Below are 20,560 nucleotides of genomic sequence, written 5' to 3'. Positions count from 1 at the left end.
ATGGACATCCGACCCATCACGCCCGCCATCGGCGCGCAAGTCACCGGCGTGCACCTCGGCGAGGCCGCGCGCAACCCGGACACCTTCGCGCAGATCCGCGCCGCGCTGCTCAAGCACAAGGTGCTGTTCTTCCGCGGGCAGGACATCACGCGTGCCGACCACGTCGCCTTCGCCACCTGCTTCGGCCCGCTGGAAGACCACCCCGTGGTCGGCAGCGACCCCGAGCACCCGGGCCTCGTGCGCATCTACCGCAGCGACAACAAGCACAGCTACGAGAACACCTACCACTGCGACGGCCTCTGGCGCCCGGCGCCGGCAATGGGCGCGGTGCTGCGCTGCATCGAGTGCCCCGAGATCGGCGGCGACACCATCTGGGTGAACATGGTGCAGGCGCACGAGGAGCTGCCCGAAGAGATCAAGCAGAAGATCGCCAACCTGCGCGCCAAGGCCAGCATCGAGCATTCGTTCGGTGCCGTGATGACGCCCGAGGCCCGCAGGAAGCTGGGCCAGGACCACCCGCCCGTGGAACACCCCGTGGTGCGCACGCACCCAGAGACCGGAGAGAAGGTGTTGTACGTCGGCAGCTTCAGCACGCACTTCGCCAACTACAGCACGCCCGACAACGTGCGCCACGGCATCGACAAGACGCCCGGTGCGGCGCTGCTGCTGAACTACCTGCTGAGCCGCGCCACCATTCCCGAATACCAGGTGCGCTGGTCGTGGCAACCGGGCGACGTGGTGGTCTGGGACAACCGCAGCACGCAGCACTACGCGCTGAACGACTACTGGCCGGCGCCGCGAAAGATGGAGCGCGCCGGCATCGTCGGCGACGTGCCGTACTGAGCGCGCGCCTTCCGGCCCCCACATCGCACTTCCGAGACGCAACGACATGAACTTCCTCGACGGACACCTGTACCCCGAAAACCAGCAGCCGCTGATCATCACGGCCGCCCCTTACGCGCCGGGTTGGCTGCCTTCCGACTTTCCGGGCGAGATTCCGGTCACGATGGAAGACCAGATCCAGAAGGCGGTGGACTGCTACAACGCCGGCGCCACCGTGCTGCACCTGCACGTGCGCGAACTCGACGGCAAGGGCAGCAAGCGGCTGTCGAAGTTCAACGAACTCATTGCCGGCGTGCGCAAGGCCGTGCCCGAGATGATCATCCAGGTCGGCGGCTCGATCAGCTTCGCGCCAGAGAGCGAAGGCGCGGCCGCCAAATGGCTCAGCGACGACACGCGCCACATGCTGGCCGAGCTGGAGCCGCAGCCCGACCAGGTCACCGTGACCGTCAACACCTCGCAGATGAACGTGACGGAACACGCCGAGCTGGCCGACTTCAAGGGCACCTCGCGCGAGAACCCCGCGATCTTCGAGGCCTACAAGGAGATGACGGTGCCGGCGCAGCCCGGTTGGGTCGAGGAGCACATCCGCCGCCTCACCGCGGCGGGCATCCAGAGCGCGTTCCAGTGCTACAACATCAACAGCTTCGAGTCGGTGGAGCGGCTCATGCGGCGCGGCGTCTACAAGGGTCCTCTGGTGATGAACTGGGTGGCCATCAGCGGCGGCATGGACGCGCCCAACATCTACAACCTGTCGAACTTCGTGCGTGCCGTGCCCGACGGCGCCGTGCTCACGGTCGAAAGCTCGGTGCGCAACGTGCTGCCGGTGAACATGTTCGGCGTGGCCATGGGCCTGCATGTGCGCTGCGGCACCGAGGACGTGCTGTGGAACCAGACGCGCTCCGCCAAGATCGGCACCGTCGCGCAGATCGAGCAACTGGTGCGCATCGCGCGCGAGTTCGGCCGGCCGATTGCCACGGCGCAGCAGGCGCGCGAGATATCGAAGATCGGCGTGTTCTACGAGAGCACCGAAGAGTCGCTGCTGGCCAACGGCTTCGCGCCGAACCGCAACGGCGGCAACCAGGGGTTCCTGCGAAAGGCTGCGTGACTCCTCGTCGATGGGGTTTCACATGGGCTTCGGCATGAACACGGGAACGCGATGATGCAGGCCGCTCGAGAGCTCTTGCATCGGCAGAGTCCGCCTGAACTGCGGCCAGTGCGGCAAGTGCGGCAAGTGCAGTGACGGCGGGTCGCCGGAGCGGCCGACTCAGGACGGCACGGCGCCCTCGGCATCGAGCTTCGGCGCGGGCACGACGCCATCGGCAAAGAGCCGATCGATTTCGGGCGCGGTGAATCCGAGCGACTGCAGGACGCAGGCCGCGTCCGCATTGAAGGGCCGGGGGCTGCTGCCCGGCGAACCCGGTGTACCGTGCAGCCGGGCCGTCAGGCCGATTCCCTTGTAGCCGTCGCGCATGACCACCATCTCCCGATGCGTTGCGTGAGGCTGGGCGAAGGCCTCCGACACCGAATGCACCGGTGCCGCGGGAACGCCCGCGGCCATCAACGCGTCGCACAGCGCCTTGCGCGCGTGGTGGCGGATGGCGCTTTCGATCTCGTGCCGCAGGGCATCGCGATGCCGCAGGCGCCGGGCGTTGTCGGCGAAGCGTTCGTCCAACGCAAGATCGGGCCGTTCGACCACGCCACAGAAGCGCTGGAACTGGCCACGGTTCATGACGCCGAGAAAGATGTCGCCGTCCTCGCAGGCAAAACGGTCGTAAGGCGCGATGTTGGGGTGCGCGCTGCCGAGCAAGCCCGGCTCCTGATGCGATTGAAAATAGTTGCCCGCATGCGGGACCAGCAGGCTCAGCGCCGCATCGAACAGCGTGGCCTCCACCCTCTGCCCTTCGCCGGTGACGCTGCGGCTTTGCAGTGCGAGCAGGATGCCCGTCAGCGCGGTGTAGGCCGTGAGGTGGTCGACGATGGGCACGCCGATCCGCGTGGGGCCGCTCGACTTTTCGCCGTTGATGCTCATGAGTCCGCACATCGCCTGCAGCACCGCGTCGTAACCGGGCAGCCCGCCCAGGGGACCGTCGGCGCCGAAGCCGCTGATGCTGCAGTGGACCAGGCGCGGAAAGCGCGCCTTGATCCATCCTTCATAGGGGATGCCCCACTTTTCCAGGGTGCCGGGCAGGAAGTTCTCGATCAGGACGTCGGCATCGGCGAGCAAACGCTCCAGCACCTGTCGCCCCGACGGCTTCGACAGGTCGATGCCGATGCACTGCTTGCCCCGGTTGAGCGCGCTGAAGTAGGACGCGTCGCCGTGGCGATCGAAAGGCGGCCCGAGCGTGCGGGTGTCGTCCCCGCCGGGCGGCTCGACCTTGATCACCTGCGCGCCATGGTCCGCCAGCATCTGGGCGCACATCGGCCCCGCCAGCACGCGTGACAGATCCACCACCCGAATGCCGCTGAGTGCACCACGCATCGCTTGTCTTCCTTGTCGGCTGTTGTTGGTTTTCCTGGCGCCGGAACACGCCCGGCCCCGGCCGCCGCAGCAGACGGGGGCCGGGGCCGAGCGTGGATGCTAGCCGCGGCGGGGCAATTCGACCACGCCGGAACCGAGCACGGAGAGTTCGTCGTCCTGGTTGCGCGCCTCCTGCTCGATCTCGACCAGGTGCCTGCCGTCCTCGACGTACTTGCGCTTCACGCGGCCCTTGATGAACAGCATGTCGCCCTCGGGGTTGTGGCGGCGGATCTTGCAGCTGGCCTTGCGCAGGAATGCGTCGTCGCCCATCCAGTTGGTCAGGTGATGCGTGAGCCAGGAGGTGCGCTCGGGGCCGTAGTCGTAGGCACCCGGCGCGCCCACTTCCAGCGCGAAGTCTTCTTCCCAATGCACGCGCTCGGGCACGTCGGGAATGCCGAAGCGGTTGGTGATGCCCACGCCGGGATGCGCGTCGATCAGTTTCCAGGCCATCTTGTTGGCGCGGATGTACAGGCCGCCCCAACCCTGCGCGTAGGCGATGAAGCCGGTCACGGTCATCGGGCCCTTGAACATCACAGGCAACGCCTCGCCCTCGACCACGTCTTCCCAGTAGCGCGGGGTGGCGCCGCGCACTTCTTCTTCACGGTAGAGCTTGAAGGCCTCCTGGATCTCCTCAGGCGAGTACTGGCGGGGCGTGCGCGCGCGCACTTCCTTGTACTTGGTGCCCTGCTCCCGGGCGTGATCGCGCTCGGTGCGGAAGCACCAGCTGTCGGCCTCGGACACCTTGTCGCCCTTCTGGTTGTAGAAGTCGACGTGGTAGATCTGCTGGACCGCACGGCCCGCGAAACGCGTCTGGTGTTCGATCAGGTCCTTGAGGTAAGCCTCGGTACGGATCTCGTCATTGCGCAGCACGGGCTTGTGCCAGGTCCAGTCGGCGCCCGACCACATCGCATGCACGCCGGGCAGGCCGCCCACATAGCCGGAGACGATCCGGCTGGTCGAGAACAGGAAGCTCGGGAGTGCCACGAGGCTGCCGTAGCGCGTCTTGGCGGCGTACGCCGGATCGCACCACAGCGGGTTGTCGTCACCGATGCCGTGCGCATAGTGGCGGATGTTGTCGCGCGTGGCTTCGTAGCACCATGGCTCCTGCGTGTTCTCGATCTTCTGGCCGATGCGCTCGCGCAATTCGTCCAGGCCGCGCTCGGTGATCTTGGGGAAGGTTCTTTCGCTCTGTACGGACATCGTTGGTCTCCTGGTGGTGTTGAATGAATGGGATGTAGGAACGAGGGGATGAAGAGATGAGGTTCAGGCGCTCGCGGGCTCGCGCTCGCGGTCCCGCAGGACCTTGCGGTGGACCTTGCCGGCGGGCGTCTTGGGAAGGTCCGACACGAAGACCACGTGGCGCGGATACTCGTGCTGGCTCAGCCGGCTGCGCACGAGGTCCTGGATTTCCTTGGTGAAGGCGTCGCTTCCCTCGCGCTCGGTGACCACAAAGGCCTTGACCACCTGGCCGCGGAGCTCGTCGGCCACGCCGATCGCAGCGGCCTCGCGCACGTCGGGGTGCCTCAGAACGGCGTCCTCGATCTCGACCGCGCTCATGGTCCAGCCCGCGGAAATGATCACGTCGTCGGCCCGGCCGGCGTGAAAGAAGTAGCCGTCATCGTCGACCTTGCCCAGGTCCTTCGTGGGCACCCAGGCATCGTTGCGCCAGATCTTGAGCTCGCCCACGACACCCGGGGCACAGGAGCGGCCTTCCGGGTCCTGCACGTCGACCCGCCCACCGGGAATGGCCTTGCCGAGCGAGCCGCGCTTCACCTTGAAGTCGGCGGCGCCGGGGTAGTTCACCAGAACCACGCCGATCTCGGTGGTGCCGTACATGCTGCACACCGGCCGCCCGAACGTGGCGCGCACGAAGTCTTCGGTCTCGCTGTCCATCGGCTCGCCGGTGAAGGAGACCTTCTCGAGGTAGTACTTGTATTTGTCCGCGGCACCGGAATTCCGCATCATCCGGAAGTGCGTCGCCGCCGCCGAGATGCTGTTGAAGCGCCCGCGCTGCAGCGCCTTCAGCAAACGCTGTGCGTCGAACTTGCCGGAGTAGGCGCCGATCGTCACACCCAGCGCCAGCGGCGCCAGGGTGCCGTGCCAGAGGCCGTGCCCCCACGCGGGAGAGGAAGGGCAGAAGAAGCGGTCGCCGGGCCGGATGCCCGTGCCGTAGAGCGCGGCCATCATCAACGTGACGAGCGAGCGCTGCTTGTGCTTGACGGCCGCCGGCAACTCGCGCGTGGTGCCGGACGTGTACTGGAATATCGCGTGGTCCTCGGCGTTCGTCCGGACCTCGAAGGTGTCGGGGAATGCACCCAGGCTCTGCATGAAGCCGCCGTCGACCACCAGCACGTCGACACCTCCGATGCCTTCGCACACCGGCGCCTTCTCCACGTTGGTCACGAGGATCTTCGGTTTGCAGTCATCGACGCGCAGGCGTATGCCGTCCGGGCCGAAGAGCGTGAAGAGCGGCACGGCAATCGCGCCGGTCTTGATCGCGCCGAAGATCGCCACGTAGAAGGCCAGCGAGGGCTCGAGCATCACCGCGACCCGGTCGCCGGGCTGGACGCCGCGCGCAACCAGCAGGTGGGCGAAGCGGCTCGACAGACGCGACAGCGCCTTGAACGTGATGACCTCTTCGCCGCCGTTCGCGTACGCCACCACGATGGCCACCTTTTCGTCGCTCGCATGGCGATCGACGCACTCATGGGCGATGTTGAACGACTCCCGATCGCCGTCGAACAGCGCCCAGAGCTTCTGCGTGGAGCAATGCGCCTTTGCGTCGGCGAAGGAGGTGTAGTCGGTCAGTTGGGTCATGGTTGGTTCTGGTCCTCTTGCGATGCCCAACTATGCGATTTCCGGCTTTGAATTGTCAAATGCGCATCTATTTTGTATATAGACAAATGCAAATATTGGAGTGGTGTAGAAGCCGGAAGGTTTTCATCAACCGAAGGAGCTGACACCTCATGGAAGAACCGATCGATCCATCCGAAAATCTCGCCGCCGCGGGCTGGCGCCGTGTTCGTTCGGCCGGCGCCTTCATGTCGGGGGCAGGACCGCTCTGGGCCATGCGCGAAGGCGAAGGCTGGCGCTATGGCATCTGGTCGACCGAGGCGCACCTGAACCCGGCCGGCTTCGTGCACGGCGGCCTGCTGGCGACATTGGCCGACCACGCGATCAGCACCGTGGCCTGGGAGGCTGCGCAACGCGTGCCTTGCGTGACGGTGCAACTGGACACGCAGTTCCTGGCACCCGTGACAACCGGCGTGCTCATCGAGGCGCGCGCGCAGTTGGTGCGGCGCACCTCCAGCTTGTTGTTCATGCGTGGCCTGCTTCAGGTCGCGGGCCAGGAAGTGCTGGTCGCACAGGCACTCATGAAGGTGCACGCGCCTTCCGGGCCTGCTCGAATTCCGGCCATCTTTTGACAGAAGTCTTATTGTCTTAGTACAACTTCAAGTCGTATTTGACAAGCGTTGACGCGAATTTGATACTTCATCCAAGCCGCTCCAGACGCTTCCCTTCTCCTTGAATGAAGCTTCCGAAGCGGAGCCAGGCCTGCTACTCAGACCCGTCGAACGGGCGCCAGGCAGGGCACCGATGCCTTCACAGGAGACAAGAATGAGACTTTGGAAGCTGCTCGCCACGGGCTGCGCAATTGCTCTTTGCTCGCAAGGCGCGCTGGCACAGGCCTACCCCACCAAGCCGATCCGGATCATCGTGGCCTACCAGGCCGGGCAAGGCACGGACATCGCCACGCGCTACCTGGGCAACCAGCTCGCCAAGGAGCTGGGGCAGCCGGTGATCGTCGACAACCGGCCGGGCGCCGGCGGCAATCTCGGCACCGAACTGGCCGCGGACGCACCGCCCGATGGCTACACGCTCACGATGGGCACCAATGCCACGCATGCAGTCAACCAGTACCTCTACAGCGGCGTGCGCACCAGGGCAGAGAAAGACTTCGAGCCGATCGTGCTGACGGGCAGCTTTCCGATGGTGCTGGCGGTGAACGCCAAGTCGCCGATGCACTCCATCACCGATCTGGTGGGCGCGCTCAAGAGCGATCCGCGCTCGGCCGACATCGCAACACCGAGCACGAGCGCCCGCCTGGTCATCGAGCTGCTCAAGGAGCGCTCGAGCCTCAAGATCTTCTACGTGCCCTACAAGGGCTCCGGCATTGCGATGACCGACGTGCTCGGTGGGCAGCTGCCGCTGCTGGTCGATACGCCCACGGCATTGCGCTCGCAACTGCAGGCGGGGCATGTCCGCGCGATCGCCGTGACGTCCTCGGTGCCGAGCGCGCTCGTGCCGGGCGTGAAACCGGTGGCGGAACAGGGCTATGCGGGCTTCGAGGTGATCGCGTGGAACGCGCTCTTCGCGCCGCACGGCACGCCTTCGGCCGTGCTGGACACGTTGAACGAAGCCATGAACCGGATTCTCAAGAGACCCGAGACCCGACAGCAACTCCTGGAATACGGCTTCGACCCCGGCGGCGGCACGCGCCAGCAACTCGCCGACTTCGTGCAGGGCGAGCGCCGCAAGTGGGAGCCGATCATCAGGACATCGGGGATGAAGGCGGACTAGGCCCGGTGGACGCCATGACTTCGCTGACCGCCCCTCTCGCCATGATCGGCAACACCTGGGCCGGCCTGGGTCGCCGGACACCTTCTGAGATAAGCTTGCGCCCGCCGATCGCAAGCCCTATGAAGTCCAGCCCCTCTTCCGCCTCGAAGCCAGCAAAAACGGTTGCCAAGCCCGCCAAGGCGGTGCGCATCAGGCCGGTGCCCGGGGTCACCCGGGCCGTGGCGATCCTGCGGCTTCTCGGGCGCTCCGCGAACGCGATGGGTGTCAAGGCCATTGCCGACGAGCTCCAGCTTGTCCCCAGCACCTGCCTGCACATTCTTCGCGCGCTGATCGCCGAAGACCTCGTCAAGATCGACAGCGACACCAAGCGCTATTCGCTGGGCACCGGCATGTTGAGCCTGGCCCGCAGCGCGATCGAGAGCAGCAGTTTCGCCAGCCTCGCGCAGCCGGTGCTGGACGCCCTGGCCAGAGACTGGAACGTGACGATGATCGGCGTCGAGACCCGCGACATGGAGTCGATGGTCGTGCTGGCCTTGTCGCGCTCCAACGCGCCTTTTCGCCTGCACGTGGACGTCGGCAGCCGTTTCCCTGCGCTGGTGAGCGCCACGGGCCGCCTCGTGGCTGCGTTCAGCAGCGAGACCTGGCCCCAGATCGAAAAGCGTTTCAAGACCCTGCGCTGGGACAAGCCGCTCGAGTTCGCGACCTGGAAGCGCGAGGTCGAGCAGGTCCGCAAGCGGGGTTTCAGCATCGACCGCGGCTACTACATGAGCGGCGTCACCGTGGTAGCCGTGCCGCTGCTCGATGCCTCCGGGCGCATCGCGCACACGCTGGTGGCCACGGGCCTGTCCGACAAGCTGGCCGGCGCGGCCGGCACCGAGTTGGCATCGGCGATGAAGAAGGAGGCCGACGCGTTGTCGGCGCTGCTTCCATCGCGCAGGTGAGCGGGCTGTTCATCCCCGCAGCGGGATGCAGGCCGCCCTGAGCTGAGTGGCAGTCGACGAACAGCGTCTCCCACCCTGCACCATCGACGGAGTCACGTCGGTTGCCTGCGACGCGGTGGCTGGGCCGCACGATCCGCCCGAGCTTCCTGGTGTCGATGTGCAGCAGATCGCCGGGCGCCTCGTGCTCGTAGCGCACGACAGCCTCGACAGGACCCAGGTCGCTCGACTTGGACATGCCCGCTCGCGCCAGAACGCGGCTGACCGTGGACTCCGAGACCCCCACGCTGCGTGCGATGCGAGCCTGCAGCACTCGACGTTTACGCAGCTCGACGATGAGCAACGCCTTGCCTGAGTCGATGGTTCTGGGCGAGCGTATGGGCCTGGAAGAGGCATCAGCCAAGCCAGCTTCTCCGACTGCCAGATAGCGACCGAGCCACTTGCGGGCCGTTGGCGCAGTACCGCGCGCGACAACGCTGTGCGGTCGCCGCAGGTTCGATCAACCTCAGATCAAGGCCTCGCGAGGCACGAGCTCACACGTCCTGCCTACAATCAACGCCTTCTGCGGCTCGCCGTGACACCCGCAACTCACAAAGGCACCGCGTGCAAGACCACTATCTCGCCTTGGGCGTCAGCAGCAGCGCGAGTCCGGCGGACATCAAGAAGGCCTACCGCCAGCAAGCCGCCCGGCACCACCCGGACCGCAACCCCGCGCCGGACGCTGCCACACGTTTCCGTGCTGTTCAGGAGGCCTACGACATCCTCGGCGACAGGGCCAAGCGGGAGACTTATGACGACAACCGCAAGCGCAACCTGCTGGACGATCCACTGCAAACCGCGCGCGGCATCTGGGCAGACTATTTCCAACGGCTCATCTAGGTCTCGATGCACGTATCCCCCTTCTTCCACAACCTGAACTCCGCGTACCTGGCTGAACTCGACGACATGCGCCACGACTCCGAGGGGCATTTCGTGCTGGAGCGGCGGCTGGCCGAGCGGCGCAGCGAGATCGCGTTCCTGGTTCACATGCTGGAGGTCGCGCCCGAGATGGTGGCAGTCGTGCTGCACAAGGCTTTCCACTTCACGTCCACCCCGGCCATGGACCAGTTGCTCGCTTGCGAGCCCGAGGACCTGGCGGCGTGGGAGAGCCTGCGCAAGACCATCGACATCGCCCCATGGGCCAGGCCGACCGTGCAGCTGCTGCGCAAGCAGGCCGCCGGCGACCGCTTCCTGAGCGTGGCTGCCGCGCTGGAGTACATGGCGGGGAGCCCCCGGCACGCGCCCGCCCATGCAGGTGACGAAGACGACAGCGAAAAAGACGCGACCAACGCCGACGACGACACGGACGACCGCCAGCCCCTGTCGGCCGACGACCTGGACGACGCCGATGGCCAGACCCGCGAGGACGCTCGCGCCGACTGGATGGCCGAACATGGCTTCGACCGCAAAGACTGAGCAGACAGGCACGCAAGACACCCACCGCAATGAACCACCTCGCCCTGATCACGAAGACCCGCAGCCTGATTGCCGCGGGCGACATTTCCGGCGCCGAGTCCGCGCTCACCGAACTGGCGGACACCGAGGGCGACAGCGCGCTGATGGTGGTACTCGACCAGCTGGAGCCGAAGGACATCCTCGCGGTGATGCGCGAGTACGACCCGTCCCGGGAGTCGGTGGTGAGCCTGTTGGTCACCCCGGCACAGTTCGCGCACGCCATCGTGATCGAGAAGCGCTACAAGGACCTCACCCACACGCACCTGCGCGGCATGGTGAACGCCATCGTCTTCCGGGAGGACGCGGACCCGGTGGCGTTCCTGACCGCTGTGGGCGATCTGGAGGGCGGCAGCGAAGCCATGGCCAACTACTTCGCCGAGAAATGGGCGCGCATCGAATCCTTCGCCCGCACCGGGACCTTCGACACCGCGGAGGAAGACGGCGAGATGCTCTCCGAGACCGAGCTGCTGGCGTCAGCTTATGCCACCCCCCAGGTCCCGCTGGACGAGGTGGCCGACCAGGACTGGATGGAGCTGGCCTGGCGCATGCGCCACGAGTGCCCCGACCTCTTCACCGAGACCTTGCTGGTCTTGCGTGCCCAGGCACGCGCCCATGACCTCGGCGTGGGGGACGACGAAGAGACCGTTGAAGAAGAAGACACGCGCGTGGAGACCAGCGACACCGATCGGGGCCGCAGCACACCGGCGGCACGCGACGACGAGGAAGAGTCGGCGATCTGACGGCGCCAGCCACAGCGCCTGAATGAACGATGCTTTCGATGCCCACCCCCCACCACACCACCCCAGACATGCCCCCCCAGGCCGTCGCGCTGTTCGATGGGCGGCCCTTTTTTGAGAAGGCCCTGCAGCATGGCGTGCGCCACGGCATCATCGGGCCCGAGAAGCTGGCCGCCATGTGCCAGGAAGCGCCCAAGGGCATGGTGCAGATCGCGCGTTACTTCGGCACCGAGTACCTGCGTCCCGACCTGGAGCGCGCCAGGGACAGGCTGATCAACCTGGTGAGCCTGTACCTGGAGCATTCGACTGGCGGCGACCTGGACCAGGCCGCCCAGTCCCTGCGGGACCACAGTTTGCTTTCGCGCTCAAAGGGCGGTTCCGACATGCTCAAGGCGCTGATCGCCATGCCCCAGAGCAGCCATTTCGGCATGCAGGCGCATGGAGTCTTCGAGAACAAGCATATCCCGTTGCTCGCCAAGTGGTCGCTGCGCAGCCTGCACGAATACCACGCCGAGCGTACCGCCCGCAGCCACGCGACCACCCTGGTGGAAGCTGCCGTCTGGATGGCAGCCCAGCTGGGTCTGGATGCCGATGACCTGGAGGATGCCGGCAGAGATGCAGAAGCGGTGATCCGCACGGCGCTGCTGGTGCGCGCATGCCGACGCAGCACCATGCCGGACTGGGCCACATTCGAGAAGATGGTGGTGGGTCTGCGCAAGAAATATGCGCCACGAGCCGATGACCGGGCGACGCCGGTCCCCATGAGCTTGCCCAAGGATCTGCCGGCATCCTACCGAGAGGTGGTGCAGTCGGTGCAGGCCTCTGTCATGCAGGACATGCCAAGGATCCTGGATGCCACGCTCCACGTGTACAAACTCTTCGACCAGACGCCGGCCTTCCTGGGCCGCTATTTCTGGTTAGAAGACACCATGGCCGACCTGGACCATCTCGAGCGCAGCAACAGCGTCTTGTGGGAGAAGGCCACCGAGGGCCACACCGACGACAGTTCGCTGTTGACACTGTTCCTGCGCATCGCCACGCACGGCAAACACACCACGCTACTCACCAGGAAGACCGCAGCCAGCCTGCTCAAGAAGATCCGGACATCGGGCCTCGATACCGATCTGCCCCGGCAGTTCGTGCTGCAGCACGCCCCCGTTCAGCTGCAGGGCGACTACCTGCACCTGTGGAACGCCTTCGTCGAAGAGGCCGAGCCCCTTCTGCGCAGCGACCGGGTGCAAGCCACCGAGGATGCGCTGGCGCTGCTGCACCGAGAGTGCAATATCGTCGGGTAGGCCAAAAGCGAAGGCGCCGGTGGACGGCACCCGGCGTGGCGCCGAGCCGCGGCACGTGCCGAGCACGAGAAGTGTGCGCAGGGCCTAGAGCCGCAAGTCACAGCATTCCCAGCACTTCATCTGCTACCAGGCTTGCGCCGGCAGCGGACGGTGAGCCGATCGCTGCCTAGGCATACCGATCGCTCTGCCATGTCAGCGAGCAGTCCTGGCCGTTGCTGGTCACCATGGGTTTCCCCTCGACGACAAACTGGCGTCTGGGCGTGTTCGGCCTCGCAGCCGGTGTGCGCCGATGCCGTTTCCTCGACGCACCTTATTCCGGCACAACACTCCTTCCCCGCTGCTAATGCTCAAAAAAGTGCGTCGACGGCTAAAACTACCCAACCCCTTGATCTAAAAAAAGGATTTTCTGTAGGACGCAGCTGCTCCCGCAAAGTTCGTAGGACTAATCTCCGCGATTTCTCGACGAGAAGCGCTTCCTGCACGTCTCAGCTCGCGACATCTCTAGATTGTTTCTACGCCCAGCATCGTTAGGGAACGTCTTATATGGGCGCCTCCCGGATTGCAAGAACTCGTGTGTGTGAGGATTCAGGAGGCAGGGCTGCAGTCTTATATCCAGCCTGTTGTGCAGGCGGGTATGCCTGCTGGCCCTGATGGTTTTCGCTGACGAGTCTCCCATCTGGTCAACGAACTTGGCGCTCTTGTTCCCTATCGGAGTGTCCCCGTCCCGGTCCGACCTGTCTGGCCCATCACACGCGTGGTCGCTTGCTCTCCTTCAAACTGGTTGTATCGTTCTCTTCGTCGTCAGTGCGCGGCCTGCCACGCTTCGGGGCGCCAGGCTTGACCGGGTGCCAGCACCGCCCAGATCGTTCGCGCCAGCTTGTTCGCCACCGCGGCGACAGCCACGCTGTAAGGTCGGCGCTGCAACAAAGCTGTCAGCCATGGCCATGTTGGGCCATCCTTGGATCTGATCACGACGGCTCGGGCACCGTGCATCAGCAACGTTCGCAGGTAAGCATCGCCTCGTTTGCTGATGCCGAGCTGCCGTATCCGTCCACCGGTGGCGGTCTGGCGAGGGACCAATCCGATCCATGCAGCAAACTCCCGGGCGTCTTTGAACGCTGTCGGCGTACCCATGCTGGCGACGACGGCCGTGGCTGTGAGAAGACAAATGCCGGGGATCTCGGCGACGGCTTTGCAGGCCGGCATTTCACGCATCTGCTGAGAGAGCCGTCGCTCGATGAGGCCGATGTCGGCCTGCAGTTGCTGGACTCGCCTGAGTTGCTCGTTCAGGCTTTCCATGAGCATCGCTGGCAACCGTGTCTTCGCGTCGCACATGGCGTCGGGCAACGTCTTGAGCAACGCGGCATGACCCTCCGGCAGCACGATGCCGAATTCATACAGCAGCCCCCGCAACTCGTTGGTTTGCATGATGCGGGTCTTCATGAGCTGTGCTCGCAGCCGGTGTAGTGACAGCACGATCTGCTGTGCCTCGGACTTGACGGGAACGAAAGCAACGACATGCTCCCCCCGTTCATCAACGGCCTGCCCGAATATGGCTGGATCGTGCAGCAGTTTTGGAATAACGCTGACCCGGCCAAGCGCCCTGTGAAAGACCCGTTCGGCCTCGTCAAGTAAGCAACCTTCCCTCCTCGCGCCAACGGGTGCGAGGGGTAGCGCCAAGGTGCATGGGGCTCCGACGTTCGCACTGGAGCCCTCTTAGACCCAAATCACCAAACTGCCGCGTCCTCAGTACTCCCACTTCGATATGACTCAAATCCCGCATGAAGAAAATCAACGAGCGCTCTCGTCTTCGCGGACATGTTCGCTTTGGTCTGGAAGACCATAAAAATGTCCGCAGGTGGAGGCTCCCAACCTCGCAGTACCTGCCGTAGCCGCCCCGAGCGGAGGTACGGTGCCGCATCCCACTGCGAACGCAACAAGATGCCATGCCCGTCCAATGCCCAAGCCAATGCGCACTCGCCATCGTTGCTGCTCAGCACTCCGCGCACCTTCACCGTTTCCTGTCGCCCGCCCGAGCGCAGGTGCCATGAACCGAAGGCCTCGTCGCCCTCACGAATAAACAAGCAACTGTGCTGCGGCAGTTCGCGCGGATGAGTGGGCTCGCCGGCCTTCGACAGGTAACGAGGTGACGCGCACAGCACACGAGCATTCGATGCAAGTTTGCGCGCTGTGAGACGTGCGTCCGGCAGCGTGCCGATGCGTACCGACAAGTCGAAGCCCTGCTCAACCAAGTTCACTGGTCGGTCGGAGAGGTGCAGCTGCACTTCGACTTCGGGGAAGGCCCGTGCGAACTTCGACAGCGTCGGTGCGATGAAGCGCCGCCCAAAGCCCAGCGTGGCATTGACCTTCAGCAGCCCACGCGGCGTGACCTTGGCGCCCGACACCGCTCGCTCCACGGCATCAAGCGCATCGAGCACGTGCGCGCCTTCAGTCAGATAGGTCTCGCCCTCAGGCGTGAGGCTGATACGCCGGGTAGTGCGGTTGAGAAGCCGCACGCCCAGGCGCGCTTCGAGCGCTGCAAGGCGCTTGCTCACCGAGGGCGGCGTGATGCCCAGCTCCTGTGCGGCGGCGCTCAGGCTGCCCTGTTTCATCAGCACCGCGAAGAAAGAGAGATCGGAGAGTGCGTCCATGGTGGTCACCATATTAAGTCGGCAAAGGAAAGAATCAATTTCCTCGAGCGACTTTGTGGCGCCAAAGGAACTATCTACGATCCATGCAAGCGGAAAAACCGCTGCGTTTTCGAAGGAGACACCCCATGAACGAACTCTTCCCTGGCTTCGAACATCACCACGTCGACGTCGGCCATGGCATCGCCATCTCGGCGGTGATCGGCGGTCGTGGCGCGCCGCTGCTGCTGCTGCACGGCCATCCGCAAACACACGCTATCTGGCACCGCGTGGCGCCCGTGCTGGCCGAGCGGTTCACCGTGGTTGCGGCCGATCTGCGCGGCTATGGCGATTCGTCCAAGCCCGAGGGCGCGGCAGACCATGCCAATTATTCGAAGCGCGCGCTGGCTGCCGACCAGGTCGCGCTGATGCGCCACTTCGGCTTTGCACGCTTCGACCTGCTGGCGCACGACCGCGGCGCCCGCGTCGCCTGCCGCTTGGCCATGGACCACGCACAGGCCGTGCGCAAGCTGGTGCTGCTCGACATCGCGCCGACGCTGGCGATGTATGCGCAGACCACCGACGCCTTCGCGCGCGCCTACTGGCACTGGTTCTTTCTGATCCAGCCGACGCCCTTGCCCGAACGGCTGATCGAAGCCGACCCCGCCGCCTACGTCCGCGACGTGATGGGCCGGCGCAGCGCGGGCCTCGCTCCTTTCGATGTGCGCGCGTTGGCCGAGTATCAGCGCTGCCTTGCGCTACCCGGCGCCGCGCACGGCCTGTGCGAGGACTACCGCGCGTCGGCGGGCATCGACCTTGTGCACGACCAGGCCGACCGCGATGCCGGCCTGATGCTGCAGCCGCCGCTGCTGGCGCTGTGGGGCGAGCAAGGCGTGGTGCATCGCTGCTTCAACCCGCTGGAGGAGTGGCGCCGCGTGGCGCAGCAGGTCAGCGGCGAGGCGCTGCCCTGCGGCCACTACATCGCGGAAGAAGCACCACAGGCACTCCTCGACAGGGTCTTGCCCTTCTTCATGCAAGGAGACGACGCATGACTGCCCTCACCACCCTCTATCGCAAGCTGGTCGATTCGCACACCGTTACGCAGCTCGATGCGCAGAACGTTCTGTTGTTCTGCGATCTGCACCTGATGAACGAATACACCAGCCCGCAGGCCTTTGCCGGCCTGCACGCGCAGGGCCGCGAGGTCGCGATGCCAGGACAGAACGTGTCGACCGTGAGCCACATCATTCCGACGCACCCGGTGCGTAACCGCATCATCCAAGACCCGGCTTCAGCGCTGCAGGCCAGCAACCTCAAGCGCAACTGCGAACGCCACGGCATTCCGCTGTTCGACACCAACGACGCGCTGCAGGGCATCGAGCACATCATCGCGCCCGAGCACGGCATGATCCGCCCCGGCATGGTGGTGATCTGCGGCGACAGCCACACCACCACCTACGGCGCGCTCGGCGCACTGGGCTTCGGCATCGGCACGTCCGAGGTCGAGCACGTGCTGGCAACGCAGACGCTGGTGTATCGCCTGGCTCAGGACATGCGCATCCGCGTCGACGGTCAGTTGCCGCTGGGCACCACCGCCAAGGACCTGATCCTGATGATCATCAGCCGCATCGGCGCGCAGGGCGCACGGGGCTTTGCGGTCGAGTTCTGCGGTAGCGCGATCGAGGCGCTGTCGGTCGAGGCGCGCTTCACGCTGTGCAACATGGCGGTGGAAGCCGGCGCGCGGGGCGCGCTCATCGCGCCCGACCAGGCGGCCATCGACTACGTGCTGGCACGCGCCCCCGACATCAACTCCAGCCTGCGCGACCGTGCGCTGGCGCATTGGGCCACGCTGCACAGCGACGAAGGCGCGGTCTTTGACGTGGAACACCGCTTCGATGCCGGCGAGGTCGCGCCCTATGTGACCTGGGGCACCAGCCCCGACCAGGCGATTCCCATCGACGGCACCGTGCCGGCGGCCGAAGGCACGCAGCGCCTAAGCATCGAGCAGGCCACACGCTACACCGGCCTCGCGTCGGGCGCGCCGATCGAAGGGCTGGCGGTGCAGCACGTGTTCATCGGCTCATGCACCAACGCACGCATCGAAGACCTGCGCGCGGTGGCACAGGTGGTGAAGGGCCGCCACGTGGCACCCGGGCTGCGCGCGATGGTGGTGCCGGGCTCGGGCGCCGTGAAGGCGCAAGCCGAGGCCGAGGGCATCGCTGCACTGCTGATCGAGGCCGGCTTCGAGTGGCGCCAGCCCGGCTGCTCCATGTGCCTGGCCATGAACGACGACGTGCTGTCGCCAGGCCAGCGCTGCGCGTCGACCACCAACCGCAATTTCGAAGGCCGCCAGGGCCGCGGCGCCATCACGCACCTCATGAGCCCGGCCATGGCCGCGGCCGCCGCGCTCACGGGCCGCATCACCGACGTTCGCCAACTGGAGACCCTGCCATGAGCGCCACGCACGACCGCATCCAGGGCACTGCCGCGCCGATCGCCATCGCCAACCTCGACACCGACCAGATCATGCCCAAGCAGTTCCTGCGCGGCATCGACAAGGCAGGGCTGTCGCAGGGCCTGCTGTGGGACTTGCGTTTTCATGGCGACGGCAGGCTGCGCGAGGAGTTCGTGCTCAATCGTCCCGCCTATGCGAACACACGCATCCTGATCGCCGACGCGAACTTCGGCTGCGGCTCGAGCCGCGAGCACGCAGTGTGGGGGCTGCAGCAGTACGGCATCGAGGCGGTGATCGCATCTAGCTTCGGCGAGATCTTCTATTCGAACGCCATGAACAACAGGCTACTCGCGGTGATGCTGCCCGAGGCCGATGTGGGCGCCCTGCTGGGTGCCGCCGCATCGGCGGAGGCGCCGCTGCATCTGGAGATCGACGTGCAGCGCCTCGAGGTGCGCTCGCCGCTGGGCACGCATGCGTTCGCGCTGTCGGATCGCCATCGCACCATGTTCCTCGAAGGGCTGGACTTGATCGGGGCCTCGCTCGCGCACCGGTCGGCCATCGAGGCCTTTGCACAGCGTCACTGGGCCGCAGAGCCCTGGACGCGCGACGTCGCACGCCGTACCAAGGCGCGACTCGATCTTCCACCACAACCACCGGAGACAAATCCATGAAGAAAAAACGCCTGCTACTGTGTGTCCTGCCAACTCTCGCCCTTGCGCACGGGACAACTGCGATGGCACAGTACCCCGACAAGCCCATCACATTGGTCGTGCCATTCACAGCGGGCGGCCCCACCGACCGCGTGGCGCGCGACTTTGCCGAAGCGCTGCGCAAGGCATTGGGCGGCCAGACTGTGATCATCGACAACGCCGCGGGCGCGGGCGGCAACATCGGTGCGGCCAAGGTGGCACGCGCCGCACCCGACGGCTACACGCTGCTTCTTCACAACATCGCCATGGCAACCTCTCCGGCGCTGTACCGCAAGCTCCCCTACAAGCCTCTTGATGACTTCGAGTATCTGGGTATGGTCAGTGAGGTGCCAATGACGCTCATCGGTCGGCCGAATCTGCCTGTTTCAAACTTGGCGGAGCTCACGCGACTTGTGCTCGCTGAAACAGGCAAGGTGACCATCGCCAACGCAGGCGTGGGATCGGCTTCGCACCTGTGCGGTCTGCTCTATGAGCAGGCAATAAAGGGCAGCATGGTCGCAGTGCCGTACAAGGGCACCGCGCCCGCAATGTCCGAGTTGCTAGGCGGGCAGGTCGACCTGATGTGCGACCAGACCACCAACACCAGCGCGCAGATCGCAGCCGGCAAGGTCAAGGTCTTCGGCGTGACAACAGTGGCGCGCATCCGCACGCCGCAGCTGGCGTCGGTGCCCACCTTCGATGAAGGCGGTCTGAAGGACTTTCGCGTGTCCGTGTGGCATGGACTGTATGCTCCTAAAGGCACACCTGCGGCCGTCCTCGAAAAGCTCAACGCCGCGTTGGAGGCCAGCCTGAAAGACGCAGATTTCCAGCGCCGAGAGGCCGACCTGGGTGCTGTGGTCGTGACGGACGACCGCGCTGGCCGCGAAGCGCACAAGTCCTTCGTGGCGAAAGAAATACAACGATGGGCTCCGGTGCTTAAGGCCGTGTCGCAGAACGCAGAGTAATCGTGCGCCTTGCGCAGACAAGCACATCAATGATCGAGGCGGCAAGACCGAATCTTGCCGACCGGCGCCCGCTCACGCTGTAGTAAAAGCTACCGGAGAGCAACGCTCCGTGGCTTCGGGCACGTTGCCTTCCTCCACGGTGACTCACCGCTCGAATACCTGGGCATCGACAAGGCGCCAGATCGAAATCGAGCGAGAAGCCGATGCATCAGACCACGCTGTTGACGCGCGCCGCGGATTCTGATGTCACATGGTCGTCAAGCGTTACCGCAACAGAGCCGAAGCCGGGCCGATGTGTTCGATTGCCTCGAACGGTTGTACAACCCGTTCAGGACTCAAAACTGAACTACCTTAGGCCGGTTCAATTCGAGCATCTGCGCTCAACGGCGTAGGCAATCCGTCCGGCAAATCGGAGAAAGCCCAACATGAAGTCCGCGCCGGACCTGTCAGGGCTTCACAAACCGATAGGCGAAGCGATCCGTCTCACCCTTGATCGAGGGATCGAACACCTTGATCGAGTGCGTATCGTCCTTGTTCGCGAGCAAGGTGCTTTCCGCGTCCAGTACGAAGCCGGCCGCCTCCACCTCCTCGCGCACGAATGCTGGCTCAATCCGATGCAGCGACTGGGCGGCGCTTGCGCCCGCCCCGACGGCGGCGGAGTGGTCTACGATGACGTAAAACCCGCCGGGCCTTAGCCGCTCGTAGACGGCGCGATTGAATTGACCCGCCGTCGCGCCCCTGGCCTGGATCAGCGCGGTGTGGAGATCGTGATAGAACAGGTGCAGCCACAGGACATCCACTGGTTGCGTGGCCTCCGGCAGCGCCACGAGGTCCGCGGAGAGGACTTCGACGTTCTCTCGGCCCAGCTCCTTCGCCAGCGTCCGCATGCGGCCAACCGGATCGTTGTTGAAGTGGGCGACCTCGGCCGGCACGAAGCTGTAGACCCGTCCTCCGGGTCCCACGACGTCGGAGAAGAGACGGGTCCAGTCGCCGTCGCCTGGATAAACGTCGATAACGGTTGAGCCCGCATCGACTCGTGCGAACCGGATCAACTCAAACGTAAGCCGTCAATTAACCACGCCCTTGTTCAGGGAGCGATGAGCTGTGAGGCTACGTGCCCATGTATAGCAACATGGACACGTAGACATGACAGAGCAGTACGCAGAGTTGAGAGGCCGGTTGGTTGTGGGGCGCAAGAGTGACGGTCGCGGCGTCTACGACGAATCTGCCAAGAGGGAGTTGATCGTTGCCTGCCTCAAGCAAGGAGTGTCGGTGGCACGCATGGCGATGGAGCACGGTGTCAACACGAACCTGCTGAGGACGTGGATCGCGGCTTACCAGCGGCGAAGCGCCCAGGCGCCAGCGGGCGACATCGCGCGAATGCAAGATGCGGCATTCGTTGCCGTGCGCGTAGAGGG

Annotated in this window: 19 protein-coding genes and 2 pseudogenes; 14 read left to right on the top strand and 7 right to left on the bottom strand. The window is 65.2% G+C overall.

What is annotated here, in order from left to right; genetic code table 11:
• Both BM013_RS18855 and BM013_RS18850 read left to right on the top strand, forming a co-directional pair.
• Positions 1-843, top strand: a complete 843-nt coding sequence (locus tag BM013_RS18855) for a TauD/TfdA dioxygenase family protein (RefSeq protein ID WP_093129178.1) — start codon at positions 1-3, stop codon at positions 841-843.
• Positions 844-889: 46 nt separating this feature from the next.
• On the top strand, positions 890-1,948 hold the full coding sequence (locus BM013_RS18850) for a beta-keto acid cleavage family enzyme (RefSeq protein WP_093129177.1): 1,059 nt from the start codon (positions 890-892) through the stop codon (positions 1,946-1,948).
• Between the two features lie 159 nt (positions 1,949-2,107).
• On the opposite strand, the gene BM013_RS18845 is transcribed toward BM013_RS18850, so the two are convergent.
• The 3 genes from BM013_RS18845 to BM013_RS18835 form a co-directional block, all read right to left on the bottom strand.
• Positions 2,108-3,322, bottom strand: coding sequence for a CaiB/BaiF CoA transferase family protein (locus BM013_RS18845; protein ID WP_093129176.1), 1,215 nt, complete (start codon positions 3,320-3,322; stop codon positions 2,108-2,110).
• A gap of 99 nt (positions 3,323-3,421) precedes the next feature.
• Entirely contained in the window at positions 3,422-4,561 is a 1,140-nt protein-coding gene (locus BM013_RS18840) for an FAS1-like dehydratase domain-containing protein (RefSeq protein WP_093129175.1), read from the bottom strand.
• Positions 4,562-4,624: 63 nt separating this feature from the next.
• Entirely contained in the window at positions 4,625-6,178 is a 1,554-nt protein-coding gene (locus BM013_RS18835) for an acetate--CoA ligase (RefSeq protein WP_093129174.1), read from the bottom strand.
• 149 nt (positions 6,179-6,327) lie between these two features.
• On the opposite strand from BM013_RS18835, the gene BM013_RS18830 reads away from it, so the two are divergent.
• The 3 genes from BM013_RS18830 (at position 6,328) to BM013_RS18820 (ending at position 8,883) form a co-directional block, all read left to right on the top strand.
• Complete coding sequence (locus BM013_RS18830; protein ID WP_256221553.1) at positions 6,328-6,786, top strand: PaaI family thioesterase; 459 nt, start codon at positions 6,328-6,330, stop codon at positions 6,784-6,786.
• Positions 6,787-6,979: 193 nt separating this feature from the next.
• A complete protein-coding gene (locus BM013_RS18825) occupies positions 6,980-7,942 on the top strand; it encodes a Bug family tripartite tricarboxylate transporter substrate binding protein (protein ID WP_093129173.1) in 963 nt (320 codons plus the stop codon).
• Between the two features lie 41 nt (positions 7,943-7,983).
• Positions 7,984-8,883, top strand: a complete 900-nt coding sequence (locus tag BM013_RS18820) for an IclR family transcriptional regulator (RefSeq protein ID WP_256220487.1) — start codon at positions 7,984-7,986, stop codon at positions 8,881-8,883.
• Between the two features lie 22 nt (positions 8,884-8,905).
• On the opposite strand, the pseudogene BM013_RS18815 reads toward BM013_RS18820, so the two are convergent.
• A pseudogene (locus tag BM013_RS18815) lies at positions 8,906-9,340 on the bottom strand (helix-turn-helix domain-containing protein); the annotation flags it as partial.
• Between the two features lie 143 nt (positions 9,341-9,483).
• Here BM013_RS18815 and BM013_RS18810 point away from each other — a divergent pair.
• From BM013_RS18810 to BM013_RS18795, 4 genes are all read left to right on the top strand, one after another.
• Positions 9,484-9,759 (top strand): DnaJ domain-containing protein, encoded by a 276-nt coding sequence (locus BM013_RS18810; protein WP_093129171.1) that lies wholly within the window; start codon positions 9,484-9,486, stop codon positions 9,757-9,759.
• Between the two features lie 6 nt (positions 9,760-9,765).
• Positions 9,766-10,335 (top strand): hypothetical protein, encoded by a 570-nt coding sequence (locus BM013_RS18805; RefSeq protein WP_093129170.1) that lies wholly within the window; start codon positions 9,766-9,768, stop codon positions 10,333-10,335.
• A 29-nt stretch (positions 10,336-10,364) separates the two neighbouring features.
• Positions 10,365-11,114 carry a hypothetical protein gene (locus BM013_RS18800; RefSeq protein WP_093129169.1) on the top strand — a complete coding sequence of 250 codons (750 nt, stop codon included), beginning with the start codon at positions 10,365-10,367 and terminating at the stop codon, positions 11,112-11,114.
• Positions 11,115-11,182: 68 nt separating this feature from the next.
• Complete coding sequence (locus BM013_RS18795; RefSeq protein WP_093129528.1) at positions 11,183-12,406, top strand: hypothetical protein; 1,224 nt, start codon at positions 11,183-11,185, stop codon at positions 12,404-12,406.
• Between the two features lie 801 nt (positions 12,407-13,207).
• On the opposite strand, the pseudogene BM013_RS18790 reads toward BM013_RS18795, so the two are convergent.
• Together BM013_RS18790 and BM013_RS18785 are read right to left on the bottom strand one after the other, a co-directional pair.
• Positions 13,208-13,948 (bottom strand): annotated as a pseudogene (locus tag BM013_RS18790) (IS110 family transposase); the annotation flags it as partial.
• 185 nt (positions 13,949-14,133) lie between these two features.
• On the bottom strand, positions 14,134-15,057 hold the full coding sequence (locus BM013_RS18785; protein ID WP_093129527.1) for a LysR family transcriptional regulator: 924 nt from the start codon (positions 15,055-15,057) through the stop codon (positions 14,134-14,136).
• Positions 15,058-15,182: 125 nt separating this feature from the next.
• Here BM013_RS18785 and BM013_RS18780 point away from each other — a divergent pair, with 125 nt between their 5' ends.
• From BM013_RS18780 to BM013_RS18765, 4 genes are read left to right on the top strand one after another with little or no spacing between them, the layout of a single operon-like run.
• Positions 15,183-16,085 (top strand): alpha/beta fold hydrolase, encoded by a 903-nt coding sequence (locus tag BM013_RS18780; protein WP_093129167.1) that lies wholly within the window; start codon positions 15,183-15,185, stop codon positions 16,083-16,085.
• The gene (leuC, locus tag BM013_RS18775; RefSeq protein ID WP_093129166.1) at positions 16,082-17,488 is read left to right on the top strand and encodes a 3-isopropylmalate dehydratase large subunit; all 1,407 of its coding nucleotides are present in this window, start codon (positions 16,082-16,084) and stop codon (positions 17,486-17,488) included. The genes BM013_RS18780 and leuC overlap by 4 nt, the downstream gene beginning before the upstream one ends.
• Positions 17,485-18,159: a 3-isopropylmalate dehydratase small subunit gene (gene leuD, locus BM013_RS18770; protein ID WP_093129165.1), complete on the top strand. Its 675-nt coding sequence runs from the start codon at positions 17,485-17,487 to the stop codon at positions 18,157-18,159. The genes leuC and leuD overlap by 4 nt, the downstream gene beginning before the upstream one ends.
• Positions 18,156-19,142 carry a tripartite tricarboxylate transporter substrate-binding protein gene (locus tag BM013_RS18765; RefSeq protein ID WP_093129164.1) on the top strand — a complete coding sequence of 329 codons (987 nt, stop codon included), beginning with the start codon at positions 18,156-18,158 and terminating at the stop codon, positions 19,140-19,142. Before leuD ends, BM013_RS18765 begins: the two co-directional genes overlap by 4 nt.
• Positions 19,143-19,588: 446 nt before the next feature.
• On the opposite strand, the gene BM013_RS18760 is transcribed toward BM013_RS18765, so the two are convergent.
• The gene (locus BM013_RS18760; protein ID WP_093129163.1) at positions 19,589-20,194 is read right to left on the bottom strand and encodes a class I SAM-dependent methyltransferase; all 606 of its coding nucleotides are present in this window, start codon (positions 20,192-20,194) and stop codon (positions 19,589-19,591) included.
• 94 nt (positions 20,195-20,288) lie between these two features.
• Between BM013_RS18760 and BM013_RS18755 the strand changes: the two genes are divergently transcribed.
• Positions 20,289-20,560, top strand: a 272-nt coding sequence (locus BM013_RS18755; RefSeq protein WP_143098305.1) for a transposase, incomplete at its 3' end; no start/stop codon positions are given.

It is taken from the genome of Variovorax sp. OK605 (genome assembly GCF_900115445.1).
Taxonomy (GTDB): domain Bacteria; phylum Pseudomonadota; class Gammaproteobacteria; order Burkholderiales; family Burkholderiaceae_C; genus Variovorax.
The sequence above is the reverse complement of the archived record's forward strand: the minus strand, read 5'-3'. Positions and strand labels throughout refer to the sequence as shown.

Excerpts from the sequence above, each read along its gene's own strand:
- BM013_RS18855 (WP_093129178.1), top strand. The coding sequence starts at position 1 with ATGGACATCCGACCCATCACGCCCGCCATCGGCGCGCAAGTCACCGGC.
- BM013_RS18850 (WP_093129177.1), top strand. The coding sequence starts at position 890 with ATGAACTTCCTCGACGGACACCTGTACCCCGAAAACCAGCAGCCGCTG.
- BM013_RS18845 (WP_093129176.1), bottom strand. The coding sequence starts at position 3,322 with ATGCGTGGTGCACTCAGCGGCATTCGGGTGGTGGATCTGTCACGCGTG.
- BM013_RS18840 (WP_093129175.1), bottom strand. The coding sequence starts at position 4,561 with ATGTCCGTACAGAGCGAAAGAACCTTCCCCAAGATCACCGAGCGCGGC.
- BM013_RS18835 (WP_093129174.1), bottom strand. The coding sequence starts at position 6,178 with ATGACCCAACTGACCGACTACACCTCCTTCGCCGACGCAAAGGCGCAT.
- BM013_RS18830 (WP_256221553.1), top strand. The coding sequence starts at position 6,328 with ATGGAAGAACCGATCGATCCATCCGAAAATCTCGCCGCCGCGGGCTGG.
- BM013_RS18825 (WP_093129173.1), top strand. The coding sequence starts at position 6,980 with ATGAGACTTTGGAAGCTGCTCGCCACGGGCTGCGCAATTGCTCTTTGC.
- BM013_RS18820 (WP_256220487.1), top strand. The coding sequence starts at position 7,984 with ATGATCGGCAACACCTGGGCCGGCCTGGGTCGCCGGACACCTTCTGAG.
- BM013_RS18805 (WP_093129170.1), top strand. The coding sequence starts at position 9,766 with ATGCACGTATCCCCCTTCTTCCACAACCTGAACTCCGCGTACCTGGCT.
- BM013_RS18800 (WP_093129169.1), top strand. The coding sequence starts at position 10,365 with ATGAACCACCTCGCCCTGATCACGAAGACCCGCAGCCTGATTGCCGCG.
- BM013_RS18795 (WP_093129528.1), top strand. The coding sequence starts at position 11,183 with ATGCCCCCCCAGGCCGTCGCGCTGTTCGATGGGCGGCCCTTTTTTGAG.
- BM013_RS18785 (WP_093129527.1), bottom strand. The coding sequence starts at position 15,057 with ATGGACGCACTCTCCGATCTCTCTTTCTTCGCGGTGCTGATGAAACAG.
- BM013_RS18780 (WP_093129167.1), top strand. The coding sequence starts at position 15,183 with ATGAACGAACTCTTCCCTGGCTTCGAACATCACCACGTCGACGTCGGC.
- leuC (WP_093129166.1), top strand. The coding sequence starts at position 16,082 with ATGACTGCCCTCACCACCCTCTATCGCAAGCTGGTCGATTCGCACACC.
- leuD (WP_093129165.1), top strand. The coding sequence starts at position 17,485 with ATGAGCGCCACGCACGACCGCATCCAGGGCACTGCCGCGCCGATCGCC.
- BM013_RS18765 (WP_093129164.1), top strand. The coding sequence starts at position 18,156 with ATGAAGAAAAAACGCCTGCTACTGTGTGTCCTGCCAACTCTCGCCCTT.